Genomic DNA, 12,105 nt, shown 5'->3' with positions numbered 1-12,105 from the left:
CACAGAACCTTAAATAAGTACTTAAATTAGTTGGTTAGTTTGCCAGAGTGGCTAGCTATTAATATCTTGCGTGGTGAGATTGGCACCGAGTTGGCGTAGCTTTTTAAAACGCTCGCGGGCTGCTTGTTTAGCAGCAGGTTCTACGGGGACAAAATCAAAAACTTGGTTAAATCGACGAATATAATCCGGTAATTGGGTAGCCAAGTTTATTAAAACTTTTCGGTTGCCAACAGGTGGCGTAATACCAATTTCTACAGGGGCTCCGCCTTTGGGGCCTTCACCTTGTAAATTGTGTGGTACAAAACTGTCTGGGTCGAATGCCCAAATTATTTCATCAATGGCGCAGGCGGTTTCGTTGTCGTTTACACAAATAAAAACACGTTGCCCATTTCGATACTGATCGGCTGCAACTTGTGCAGCCAAAGCAAAATGATCATCAGCCTGAGCTTTAGACTCATCCTGTTGCTTTAGAACGAAAAATTTAGCGTTCATGTTCATTGTATCGGGCTTTCCCATGACATTGAATGTGTACTAGGTTAATACACATAAATTAAGAGGCAGATTTTGCCATATAACGGGGTTTGCTTCAATTAATACACAAATAAATAAGGCGCCGTGTGGCGCCTTATTTTTAGTTAAATAGGTAATTAATCTTGCGCTGCTTCGCTTACACCCGCTCTGTTTAATAAATACTGAGTTAGCATAGGAACAGGGCGGCCAGTAGCGCCTTTATTTGCACCACTTCGCCATGCAGTACCTGCTACATCTAAATGTGCCCAATTATATTTTTTGGTAAACTTAGATAAAAAACACGCCGCAGTAATTGTGCCAGCCGCACGGCCACCTAAATTGGTAAAATCAGCAAATGGGCTTTCTAGTTGATCTTGATAGTCGTCCCATAGCGGTAGTTGCCATGCACGGTCGCCACTTTGCTCAGACGCTTTTAATAAGTCGTGGGCAAGGGGGTTATGGTTTGCAAGCAAACCCGTTGCATGCGCACCTAATGCAACAATACATGCACCTGTTAGTGTTGCTACGTCAATGACTGTATCTGGGTCAAAACGCTCAACGTAAGTTAACGCATCGCATAATACTAAACGGCCTTCAGCATCGGTGTTAAGTACTTCAACCGTTTGCCCCGACATCGTTGTTAAAATATCACCAGGGCGATAAGCATTTGAGCTTGGCATGTTTTCACAACCCGCTAAAATACCTATTACGTTTATAGGCAACTGCATTTGTGCCAGTGCGCGCATTGCGCCAATAACACCCGCGGCACCCCCCATGTCGTATTTCATTTCATCCATGCCTTCGCCAGGTTTTAATGAAATACCGCCTGAGTCAAACGTTAAACCTTTGCCAACAAGTACTATTGGCGCTTGATCATCGCTTGCACCTTTGTAGTTAATAACCGACATCACTGATTCGTTATCACTACCACGGCCAACCGCTAAGTATGAGTTCATACCAAGCTCAGCCATTTTTTCTTCGCCAATAATGTCAACGGTGATGTTATCAAAATTGGTAGCCAGCTCTTGAGCTTGTTCACCTAAGTAAGCTGGGTTACAAATATTGGGTGGCATGTTTGCTACGTCTTTACATAGTTTACTGCCAGCTGCAATTGCTAAGCCATGCTCAATAGCGCTTTCGCCAATAGTGAGTTCGCGGCGTGTGGGTACGTTGAATACAATTTTACGAAGTGGACGACGCGGGTCTACTTTTTTACTTTTAAGCTGATTAAACGTGTATAGGCAATCTTGCGTTGTTTCAACGGCCTGACGTACTTTCCAGTAAGTATCTCGGCCTTTAACGTGCTGCTCTGTTAAAAAGCATACTGCTTCCATAGAGCCTGTATCGTTTAAGGTATTTATTGTTTTAGAGATAATTTGTTTATATTGCTTGTCATCAAGCTCGCGCTCTTTACCACAGCCTACAAGTAAAATACGCTCGCTTAATACGTTAGGGACATGATGCAATAATAAAACTTGTCCAGGTTTCCCTTCTAGGTCACCACGGCGAAGTAGATTTGAAATATAACCATCACTGATTTTGTCGAGTTGTTCACCAATGGGGGATAACCTGCGTGGCTCGTAAACGCCAACGACTATACATGCGCTGCGTTGCTTTTCTGGGCTACCACTTTTTACGCTAAATTCCATTGTTGCTCCTGGTTGTGAGTCATTTAAGCTATTAAATAAGACCAAAAATAATATTTTCTAGTATTAGCTGCTCAGCTTATGTAGAGATAATACTCATTTTAGCTGATTTTTACCGACTCTTACTGTGTAATTGAACTTTATATGCTTAAGGGCTACTAATGCAACATTATATCTTGCACTTAGGTAGGATAATTAATTTTGATGGCTTATAATAATACCCTATTTGTCGGTATAAACTGTTCAAAATAGCTATTTAACTATTCGACACTCACTATTGTGGTGAAATACTAAGTTTAACAGGGGCGAGCATTGCTTATTTTTCGTTATTTGACCGCTGAGGTTTTAAAATCGCAGGTCGCCGTATTTTTAACTTTAATGACCATTTTTTTATCACAAAAGCTGGTGGTTATTTTAGGTGACGCATCAGAGGGGAGCATTCCTGCCCAGTTAGTGCTGTCGATGATTGCGTTAAAGTTACCACAGCTTGCCTCGCTGATTCTTCCATTGAGTATATTTCTAGGCATTATTTTAGCCTATAGCCGTATTTATGCCGATAGCGAAATGACGGTATTAAAAGCATGTGGTGTGAGCGAATGGTATGTAGTGCGTGTAACTTTAATATCAAGCGCAGGTTTGGCGCTTTTGGCTGGCGCATTAACTATGTACCTAGCGCCATGGGCCAGTGAACAAGAATATCAATTAAAAGAGCAAGCTAAAGCTGACGCAGGGCTATCAGCACTAAGGGCTGGTCGTTTCCAAGAAACAGGTAACGAAAAAGCCGTAGTGTTTATCCATAACATTGAGAATGGTGGAAAAGAGTTAAACAAAGTGTTTGTTGCACAGCTGCCAAATAGTGATAACGATGAGTTAGCTCGACTAGTATACGCAGAGCAAGGCGTGGTAATTGAAGCGCAAAACGGTGAGCAACAGTTAGTGTTAACCGATGGAAAACGATACGAAACCGACGGCACAACGGCTGCATTAAACCTGACCGAGTTTGATGGCTACAGTGTGCAAATTCGCGAACAAGAAATAGAACATCAACGCCGTAAATTAGAAGCCGTGCCAACTAATCAGTTACTCGCCATTAACACCCCTGAGTCTATTGCTCAATGGCAGTGGCGTATCGCTATACCCCTTTCTATACCACTTCTTACTTTGCTAGCAGTGCCGCTAAGTGTGGTTAATCCTCGTCAGGGTAAATTTGCTAAATTAGTACCTGCTATCAGTTTGTATCTTGGGTATTTTATTTTATTAAATGCCGCTAAATTTGCGATAGAAGATGGCAAAATACCGCCGTCAATTGGGCTTTGGTGGATTCACTTGAGCGCGTTATTTATTGGTGGCTTATTAATTATTAAAGGTCGACCAATTGGTGCTTTGCTTAAAGCTGTTGTTACTAAGCGGGAGCTAAGCTCATGATGAAAACACTCGATTGGTATTTAGGGCGCAGCATTTTACAAACGACAGGCTTTGCCTTGTTGGTTTTAGTTGGGATCAGCACCTTAATTAAATTTATTGAGCAGTTAAAATCGGTAGGGCGTGGTAGTTACGATTTGATCACAGCCATGCTGTATACGTTATACAGTATTCCTGGTGATTTAGTGGTGTTTTTTCCTATGGCTGCATTGATTGGTGGCTTAACAGGGCTTGGTGCGCTTGCTTCAAATAGTGAATTAGTGGTTATGCAAGCTGCGGGTATGTCGCGGTTGCAAATTATTGGTTCGGTGATGAAAACCGCCATGTTTATGGCCATTTGTATGATGGCGCTTGGCGAGTGGGGCGCGCCAGAGGCACAGTTACGTGCAAAAGAAATGCGAAACCAAGCGATACATGGCGGTGATGTGTTTAGCGCACAAAAAGGGGTTTGGGCAAAAGATGGAAATAACTTTATAAATATAGAAGATGTGGACGAAAGCGGTAGGCTTAACGGTTTGCACATGTACTATTTTGATAATTCGCTTGAACTGACTCAAATTACTAAAGCTAAAGAAGCAATTAGCCGAAAAGATGGGTGGCTTTTACGTGATGTAAACAAAGTCATTATTACGGATGAGTTAATTACTACTGAGCTACATTCAGAAGAGTTTTACCCATCGCAACTAACCGCCGAAAAGTTAGGGGTTGTATCTGTAAAGCCCGAGTCGCTATCGTTTACAGGGTTATGGTCGTACTTAAGTTATTTAGAGCAAAACGAGCAAGATACCAGTACTTACGATCTCGCTCTTTGGCGTAAGTTTATGCAACCTGTGTCGGTTGCGGTTATGTTACTGGTTGCGCTTTCGTTTATATTTGGCCCATTACGTACAGTAACTATGGGCGCACGTATAATCATGGGAGTGGTTACAGGCATTGTATTTCATTTAACAAACGAGATATTTGGTCCTGTGGTAATGGTTTACCAAATACCTGCCATAATCGGCGCCGTGCTGCCTAGTGTTATTTTTATAGGCTTTGCGACTTACTTGATGAATAAACGGGTATAAGCGCTCATATTTAAAAACAAAAAGGGTGACTATTAGTCACCCTTTTTGTTTTTAAATGATTATATCATTATGTATTTACAGGCTAATCGAGCTCGCGGTATATGCGTTTATTCTCTTCTTTTGAAAGCGCAACAACCTCTGTTTTAGATAAGTAATCTTGTAATGCTTTTTTATTTTTAAAATCAACTAACACGACTAAGTTGCCTAAACCAAGTAACGCGGCAAGACAGCGAATAACGGATTGCGACCAGCTAATTAAATTACCGTCGTTAGTTTGCACTCTTAAACGCCATGCTCGCATACCAATTGTTTGCCCACTTTTGGTCCAAAAGTAACTAAAAAAGATAACATTAACGCCCACAAATAACGCACTGCGAATGCCATCTAGTAAAGGCGAATTTTCTATAAATGCAGCAGGGTCTTGGCCTTCTGTTTGCTCAATAAGACCCGTTGAAATTAACACTTGGATTGCAGCAAAGTACAAAATAGCGGTTAGCATAGATAACGAAATGACGACTAAAGAGTCGTATATAAGCGACGCAAAACGGCGCCAAAAACCAGCACGTGGAAACTCACCCGACATAAAAATACTCTCACTGTTAATGTGTGGCTAGTTTAGCAAAAAAGCGCAAAAATACTAAGTGCTATAGTATGTTGGTATCATTTAACTCTAGGTTTAAACAATATCCGTATTTTTAAAAGTACTTTATTTGCATGGTGCTTTAATTTTTAAATGTTAATAGTTGCCTAAATGTTAAGCGGTTGATCATGCTTATGTAATAAAAGGCTTGCTGCTAACCCTATTGTTTGTATAATGCTTGGCATAGAGACGAGGAAACATAAATAATCCTAAGCTCTAAAGTGGTTTTTCTTTATCTTCTCGTGTTTAGAAGGTTAAAGAAAAATGATGCCAGCGTGATGAAATTGGTAGACATGGGGGATTCAAAATCCCCTTCCGAAAGGAGTGCCGGTTCGAGTCCGGCCGCTGGTACCACTTTTTATAACCTCTGCTAGATTTAGCAGGGGTTTTTTTATGTCTGAAATTTGTGATTACGGACTCGGCACTCAAGATGATATTTTAAAATATGATGCATTAAATTTTAAATGGTCATATCGCTTTGAGTGGGCTGTTTTTGTATTAGTTTTGTAAATGAATCAGAAGGCATAGGGCGGTACATAAAAAATCCTTGCGCCATTTCGCATTGTGCCTTTGATACGTAATCGAGCGTTTCTTGATCCTCTATTCCCTCTGCAATAATAGCTAAATCCAAATTATGACCGATATCGATAATACATTTGGCAATGGCGGCGCTTTGTTCATCAGTGATTACATTTTGTAAAAACGATTTGTCTATTTTTAAATAATCGATAGGTAATAACTGTAAATAACTAAAAGAGGAGTAACCTTTACCAAAGTCATCCAGCGCAAACGCAACACCATAGTGTTTTAGCTTATGCATGGTTTTACTCATCTTCTCTTTATTTTCCATAAAAATAGATTCAGTCAACTCAATAATTAATTGATTGCCACTAATTGTTGAATTCGAGATGCTTTCAATAATGTAATCAATAAAGTGCTCATCCTGAAACTCAATAATTGATAAGTTAACCGCAAGTTTTAAAGGCGTTATGTTCTCTTTTTGCCATTGTTCTAATAGCGATATAGCCGAGCTAATAGCAAATTCACCTATTTTTTTTATTAACCCGGTTGATTCAGCAATAGGAATAAATAAATCGGGCGGTACAGACTCTCCGCTAGCCGTAAACCAGCGCATCAAAACTTCTGCTCCTAAAATTTGATTGCAGTCTAAACCTATTTTAGGCTGAAGATATATTTCTAATTCTTGGTTATTTATCGCTTTACGAAGTTCGCGCTCAATATCCATTTGTTCACGGGCATGCGCTTCTAGTTTTCTGTGATAAAAACGGTATGCATTTTTGCCATTATTTTTTGCATCATACATCGCCATATCGGCGTTACTCAGTAAGGAGTCGGGCGTAATACCATCTTGTGGGTACAGTGCAATTCCAATGCTTGATGATACATATTGAGGTCGCCCATTTATAATAAACTCTTTACTTATTGTTTCTAACAATGCGTCACAAAGGTTTTCAATATTATTTTTTGACTTAACAAGCTCAACAAGTATTACAAACTCATCTCCACCTATTCGTGCAAGTGTGTCTTGCTCTCTTAAACGGTGGTTAATACGCTCTACCATTTTAATTAGTAGTTCGTCCCCGCCCTTATGTCCTTCAGTGTCGTTAACTCGCTTAAAGTTGTCTAAGTCTAAAAAGAGCACTGCGGTCATCGAGTCATCACGTCTAGCAAGCGTTAATGAATGCTCAAGGCGGTCCATAAATAATTGACGGTTTGCTAATCCAGTTAGGGCGTCATGGTAGGCTTGAAAATGAATGATTTCTTCATGTTCTTTTTCAACGCTAATATTACGAATACAAAAAACACGACCAATAAGTTGGCCATTTTTAAGCTGAGGGAGTGAGCGGTAACTATAATGTTTGTCGTCGATAGATTCAAACTCGCCACTCAATGTCTGTTTTGAGTCTGCTTTTAATTGCGCGATAATGTCGGCGCTTTTGTTGCCTTTTTTTATTACTTTATCTATTTGGCTAAAGTAATTATATGCGTCTAAATTAAAGCGCTCGAAGAACTCTCTGGCCATTATATTGGCGCTCACAACGTTACCTTTTAGGTCTAGCACAGTAACTTGTTCGCCTATAGCGTCAAATGTTGCATTGAGCACACTAATTGAATGTTCTAATTGTTGCTGTGTATCTGAAAGCTCATTAAGCTGGTTTTTAAGTAAATCATTGCGTTCATTTAATTCATTGGACGTAATAAATAATGACCGCTCTAAAATATTAATTTCGCGCTCATTCTGTTCATAAGCATCAGATACCCGCGATATAATATCGGTATACTCTTGAACGAAGCTTTCATCAACCTTACTCCGTTTTAACTGGCGTGCTAGCAGTTTATGCAACTTGTAAACCTCTTAGTCTTCAGTTAGCAAGGTGAGTGTCATGGTTTGATTATGTAAATGACACGGGCCAAAAGGAACATGAGGCGATAACTCGCCGTAAGAGTAAAACCCGGTTCTAGTGCAGTTCTCGGGAAGTAAGTCTGCGATTGTTTCAAGTTCTTCTTCAATTAATTGGTCAAGTATCATTCGTCGACCAACACAGCTCACTAAAAGCGCAAGAGTAGGCTGGTTACTGCCCATCATGTGTATGGCGGCTTCACCCGCTTGTTGTGCTCCATCAATTAGATTTTCGTAGTTTGCGCGCATTAATTGGCATTTAGCCCCTTCAGGAAGATTACCTGCAAAGGTCATGCTTTTTTTATCTTCATCAATACTTAAAATGGTTCTGACTACGGATTGTTCTTCACCAACTTCTTGCATAGATAGCGGGAATAACAAAGCAGAGCTTGGCAGCCCGTCAGCGTATTCACCTAGCATCGTTTTGTACAATTCCAGTGAAGGACTGTGGTCTACTTCATAAAGGGTATTTTTAGTTGATTTGGTAATTTCGCGTATAGGGCCAAATGGTTTCCACCCCCCCATCGTGCCATGGCTAATATTTAACTTTTCGCCATAAAACCCGACAAGAACAACTAGGCCTTTAGTAACGTTATCGTTGTGCCATACTATGGTTTCTTTAAAGCGAGCCTGATCACCCGCTAAGCCACCAGTTACAAGTACGTTTTTAGGTAATGCGCCAGTAATACCCTCAATGAGTTCGCTGCCGTTTATAAGCTGCCCATCAGAAACAACAAACACATAACGTAAGCCATTATGATCTAATTGATTTACAAGTGCGGTGCCCAAAGAGCTTGAGTCGGCATAGTTACTAATATTATCTGACTTGGCAACAACATGACTTTTCTCAAAGTGGACGGCGGTCAGCGCTATACTTTCGTCGTGTATTTCACTACCTTGAATTTCTCCGCTGGTAGAACACCCTACAATTTCAGCCTCAGGAAAAGATGATTTTAATTGAGACAACATGTGTGATGTTGCCATGGCATGTCTGTCACCAAAAGCAAATACTAATGCAGCATCAGATTTTTTAGGTAGCGACGTTTGCCATTTGCCTTCTTTATAAATAGATTGAAAAGTGTTCATAATTTAAGGGCTTTCCCGTACAACTATGTTATTTATAATATAGATTATAGGGTAAATGCAGGTAAATCCACATTTGTTACGTTTAATTAACGCTCTTTTGAAGTGCTTACCATTTTATATATTAAATATTTAACCCTTTTAGATAGGAAATTAGGCTTAACATTTAAAAATTGATTTTTTGCTTAAATACAATGAAATCCAACTTAAATGTTTTAGCGTATAATGTAATTAAGTATCATGTTTACAACACGGTTTTAAGAACGTTCATATGACTCAGCTAAGTGCCAAACGAAATATTCAAGCAATTGTTAAAGCTATAAAAGCCGAAGAGGCAGTACTTCGCCAAAAATACCCTTTGCTTGCTCATCAAAATACCATTGGGCTTGTTATATTATTGCTCTCGTTGAGTGCTTTAATTGGTGTTGGGGTTTTGTATTACCTTGCCATTATACCTGCATGGGCTTGTATTATTTTGGCAGCTATGGCGGCTTCGATTTCTCACGAACTTGAGCATGACCTCATTCATAAACAGTATTTTAGTAATCAGCCTTTAATTCACAATTTTATGATGTTAACGGTTTGGTTAATGAGGCCAAACACCATTAGCCCATGGTATCGCCGCAAAATGCATTTACATCATCATAAAACATCAGGTACGGAGCAAGATCTCGAAGAGCGCCTAGTGGGTAATGGCATTAAAAATCCATTTGTGCGTGCGCTTGTTATTGTGGACGGTTTACTCAGTTTAGTTATTAATACTAAACGTTTTAGTAAAGAAATTAAAGGATTTAGTTTTTTAAGCGTGTTTAATGCGGGCTTTCCAGTAACAACTACATATTTTATTATTTTGTATAGTGTAATTATATTCCATACAATTAACTTTTTTGTACCCATTGAAGCAAGCACCCCGGCTCTAGCGTTAGAGGTTTTAAATGTGTTTGAATTTATGATGATTGTGTTAATTGTGCCAAATATAGTGCGCTCAAGCTCGCTTAACTTTGTTACCTCAAGCATGCACTATTATGGCGGCGTAAATAATATGCTTGAGCAAACACACGTAATTACAAGCCGTTTGTTTATGCCGTTTAACCTTTTTTGCTTCAATTTTGGTAAAACGCACACTATTCACCACTTTGTACCAAACCAACCTTTTTACCTGCGCCAAATGCTGAGCAAAAAAATCCTCGACGTAATGCGCCAGCACAATGTACGGTTTAACGATTTTAACAGCATAAAAAATGCAAATGCTTACGACCCTCAAGCTAGTTAATACAAAAAGCCTGAGTTTGATTATTAAAACCAATTGTATGCGCGATTGGTTTTTTTGTTTTAATTACATTTAACATTTAAATTCAATTTTAGTATCGCAGAGTAAATCTATGTCGTCTGTGCGGTTTAAGGATAGTGTATTTAAAATGGTGTAGGCTATAACTCAACAGCATTCCTCGATAACACTAAATCGGTTGTTGGGTTTCATTATAATAATAAAGGAAAATAGGATGAAAAAATCACTACTTTCAGTGGCATTGGGTCTTGCTGCGTTTGGTGCATTTAACGCAAAGGCAAACCTTGATCAGCACGTTGAAAATGTAGAGCAGCAAGTAATAGAATGGCGACGCGACTTTCACCAAAACCCAGAGTTGGGTAACCGCGAAACGCGTACCGCAGGTATTGTGGCTAAACATTTGAAGTCGTTGGGTATGCAAGTACAAACTAACATTGCTTACACCGGCGTAGTGGGTATTTTAAAAGGCGCAAAACCGGGGCCTACAGTAATGTTACGTGCTGATATGGATGCACTGCCTGTAACCGAAAAAACAGATGTACCCTTTAAATCAACAAAAACAACAAACTACCGCGGTGTAGATGTGGGGGTTATGCATGCCTGCGGGCATGACACGCATGTCGCCATGTTGATGGGGGCAGCACAAGTATTGGCCGATATGAAAAGCGAGCTTCACGGTAATATTATGTTTTTGTTTCAGCCTGCAGAAGAAGGCGCACCCATAGGTGAAGAAGGTGGTGCAGAGTTAATGCTAAAAGAGGGGATATTTACTAAATATAAACCCGACGTGGCATTTGGTCTTCACATAACATCGAGCCTACATACGGGAAAAATTGGTTATCGAAGCGGCCCAGCTATGGCAAGTTCTGACCGGTTTGAAATAACGGTTAATGGCCGACAAGCGCATGGATCAGCTCCTTGGACGGGTGTAGATCCTATTGCAGCAGCTGCACAAATAGTAACGGGCGTTAATCATATTGTGAGCCGCCAAGTAAACATAACCAAAGAGCCAGCAATAGTCTCGTTTGGCAAAATAGCAGGTGGGGTGCGTAACAATATAATTCCTGAAAAAGTTGAAATGGTAGGTACTATTCGCAATTTTGACATGAATAATAGAGCACAGATTTTTGAAAAAATAAAAACAACGGCTACACATATTGCTAAGTCGTCGGGAGCAACAGCCGATGTACATATTCACGAAGGCTACCCGGTAACGGTTAATAACCCGGCCCTTACTGCACAGATGCTACCAACCCTTGCAAAAGCGGCGGGTAAAAGTAACGTAGTGGAAATGGATAAAATTACTGGTGCAGAAGACTTTTCGTTTTATGCATTAGAAATCCCCAGTGTATTTGTATTTTTAGGTGGTACGCCAAATAGCCAAGATTTAAAAACGGTACCAAGTAATCACTCACCTTATTTTTATGCTGATGAGTCATCATTTAAAGTAGGCACTAAAGCATTGAGCCAGTTAGCGGTCGATTACTTAGAAAGTAAAAAGTAGACTCCTAAGAATTGAGTTAGTGAAAGTCATAAGCTAACTCAATGTACTTTAAGTACAGTACGTAAATATATGTGAAGGTTTTATAGAACTAAGTTAGAGGGTTACTATATGAAAATTACAGGAAGCTGTTTTTGTGGCGATATAACTTACGAGGCCACGTCACAAAATAATAATGTAGTAGTGTGCCACTGTAGTGATTGCCAACGCATGTCGAGTGGCCCATTTAGAGCCGTTGTAATTGCAGAGCTTAATTCGGTTAATTTTACAAAAGGGCAACCTAAAGAGTATATAAAAACAGCGCAAAGTGGCAATAAGCGAGCGCAAGGTTTTTGTGCCAATTGCGGCACATCACTTTATGCAACAAATGAGTCACCTATCGATCGCATATATGGGCTACGCATAGGGGCGATTGCTCAACGTGATTTATTTAAACCTTCAATACAAATTTGGACGAAGTCAGCACTGCCTTGGCTTGATGATTTACATCATGTTGATGCATTTGATAGCACTCCACAAAATTAGT

At 39.8% G+C, this 12,105-nt stretch carries 10 protein-coding genes and 1 tRNA gene; 6 read left to right on the top strand and 5 right to left on the bottom strand.

Going from position 1 to position 12,105, the window contains the following annotated elements; translation table 11 throughout:
- Positions 1 to 51: 51 nt before the first annotated feature.
- Positions 52 to 498 carry a DNA polymerase III subunit chi gene (locus KZZ04_RS15650; protein ID WP_058405111.1) on the bottom strand — a complete coding sequence of 149 codons (447 nt, stop codon included), beginning with the start codon at positions 496 to 498 and terminating at the stop codon, positions 52 to 54.
- A gap of 149 nt (positions 499 to 647) precedes the next feature.
- Complete coding sequence (gene pepA, locus KZZ04_RS15645) at positions 648 to 2,159, bottom strand: leucyl aminopeptidase (RefSeq protein ID WP_058405110.1); 1,512 nt, start codon at positions 2,157 to 2,159, stop codon at positions 648 to 650.
- A 309-nt stretch (positions 2,160 to 2,468) separates the two neighbouring features.
- Here pepA and lptF point away from each other — a divergent pair, with 309 nt between their 5' ends.
- Both lptF and lptG read left to right on the top strand, forming a co-directional pair.
- A complete protein-coding gene (lptF, locus tag KZZ04_RS15640) occupies positions 2,469 to 3,581 on the top strand; it encodes an LPS export ABC transporter permease LptF (RefSeq protein ID WP_058405109.1) in 1,113 nt (370 codons plus the stop codon).
- Positions 3,578 to 4,645: an LPS export ABC transporter permease LptG gene (lptG, locus tag KZZ04_RS15635; protein WP_219423133.1), complete on the top strand. Its 1,068-nt coding sequence runs from the start codon at positions 3,578 to 3,580 to the stop codon at positions 4,643 to 4,645. The genes lptF and lptG overlap by 4 nt, the downstream gene beginning before the upstream one ends.
- 82 nt (positions 4,646 to 4,727) lie before the next feature.
- Here the strand turns inward: lptG and KZZ04_RS15630 are convergent, their stop codons facing one another.
- Positions 4,728 to 5,228, bottom strand: a complete 501-nt coding sequence (locus KZZ04_RS15630) for an RDD family protein (RefSeq protein WP_058405107.1) — start codon at positions 5,226 to 5,228, stop codon at positions 4,728 to 4,730.
- A gap of 326 nt (positions 5,229 to 5,554) precedes the next feature.
- On the opposite strand from KZZ04_RS15630, the gene KZZ04_RS15625 reads away from it, so the two are divergent.
- Positions 5,555 to 5,639, top strand: a tRNA-Leu gene (locus KZZ04_RS15625).
- A gap of 106 nt (positions 5,640 to 5,745) precedes the next feature.
- Here KZZ04_RS15625 and KZZ04_RS15620 read toward each other — a convergent pair.
- Complete coding sequence (locus KZZ04_RS15620; RefSeq protein WP_138529789.1) at positions 5,746 to 7,650, bottom strand: EAL domain-containing protein; 1,905 nt, start codon at positions 7,648 to 7,650, stop codon at positions 5,746 to 5,748.
- A 12-nt stretch (positions 7,651 to 7,662) separates the two neighbouring features.
- Positions 7,663 to 8,793, bottom strand: a complete 1,131-nt coding sequence (locus KZZ04_RS15615) for an FIST signal transduction protein (protein ID WP_219423132.1) — start codon at positions 8,791 to 8,793, stop codon at positions 7,663 to 7,665.
- Between the two features lie 268 nt (positions 8,794 to 9,061).
- Here KZZ04_RS15615 and KZZ04_RS15610 point away from each other — a divergent pair, with 268 nt between their 5' ends.
- The 3 genes from KZZ04_RS15610 (at position 9,062) to KZZ04_RS15600 (ending at position 12,104) form a co-directional block, all read left to right on the top strand.
- Positions 9,062 to 10,063, top strand: a complete 1,002-nt coding sequence (locus tag KZZ04_RS15610) for a fatty acid desaturase (RefSeq protein ID WP_219423131.1) — start codon at positions 9,062 to 9,064, stop codon at positions 10,061 to 10,063.
- Between the two features lie 229 nt (positions 10,064 to 10,292).
- On the top strand, positions 10,293 to 11,582 hold the full coding sequence (locus KZZ04_RS15605) for a M20 family metallopeptidase (protein WP_219423130.1): 1,290 nt from the start codon (positions 10,293 to 10,295) through the stop codon (positions 11,580 to 11,582).
- Between the two features lie 108 nt (positions 11,583 to 11,690).
- On the top strand, positions 11,691 to 12,104 hold the full coding sequence (locus KZZ04_RS15600; protein ID WP_219423129.1) for a GFA family protein: 414 nt from the start codon (positions 11,691 to 11,693) through the stop codon (positions 12,102 to 12,104).
- The last annotated feature ends 1 nt before the right edge of the window (position 12,105 follow it).

The organism is Pseudoalteromonas sp. CR1 (assembly GCF_019392235.1).
In the GTDB taxonomy this organism is placed as follows: domain Bacteria; phylum Pseudomonadota; class Gammaproteobacteria; order Enterobacterales; family Alteromonadaceae; genus Pseudoalteromonas.
This window is presented reverse-complemented; position numbering and strand designations above follow the sequence as displayed.

What these genes read in the sequence shown, in the direction of transcription:
- lptG (WP_219423133.1), top strand. Translation starts at nt 3,578, where the DNA reads ATGATGAAAACACTCGATTGGTATTTAGGGCGCAGCATTTTACAAACG.
- KZZ04_RS15610 (WP_219423131.1), top strand. Translation starts at nt 9,062, where the DNA reads ATGACTCAGCTAAGTGCCAAACGAAATATTCAAGCAATTGTTAAAGCT.
- KZZ04_RS15605 (WP_219423130.1), top strand. Translation starts at nt 10,293, where the DNA reads ATGAAAAAATCACTACTTTCAGTGGCATTGGGTCTTGCTGCGTTTGGT.
- KZZ04_RS15600 (WP_219423129.1), top strand. Translation starts at nt 11,691, where the DNA reads ATGAAAATTACAGGAAGCTGTTTTTGTGGCGATATAACTTACGAGGCC.
- KZZ04_RS15615 (WP_219423132.1), bottom strand. Translation starts at nt 8,793, where the DNA reads ATGAACACTTTTCAATCTATTTATAAAGAAGGCAAATGGCAAACGTCG.
- KZZ04_RS15650 (WP_058405111.1), bottom strand. Translation starts at nt 498, where the DNA reads ATGAACATGAACGCTAAATTTTTCGTTCTAAAGCAACAGGATGAGTCT.
- pepA (WP_058405110.1), bottom strand. Translation starts at nt 2,159, where the DNA reads ATGGAATTTAGCGTAAAAAGTGGTAGCCCAGAAAAGCAACGCAGCGCA.
- KZZ04_RS15630 (WP_058405107.1), bottom strand. Translation starts at nt 5,228, where the DNA reads ATGTCGGGTGAGTTTCCACGTGCTGGTTTTTGGCGCCGTTTTGCGTCG.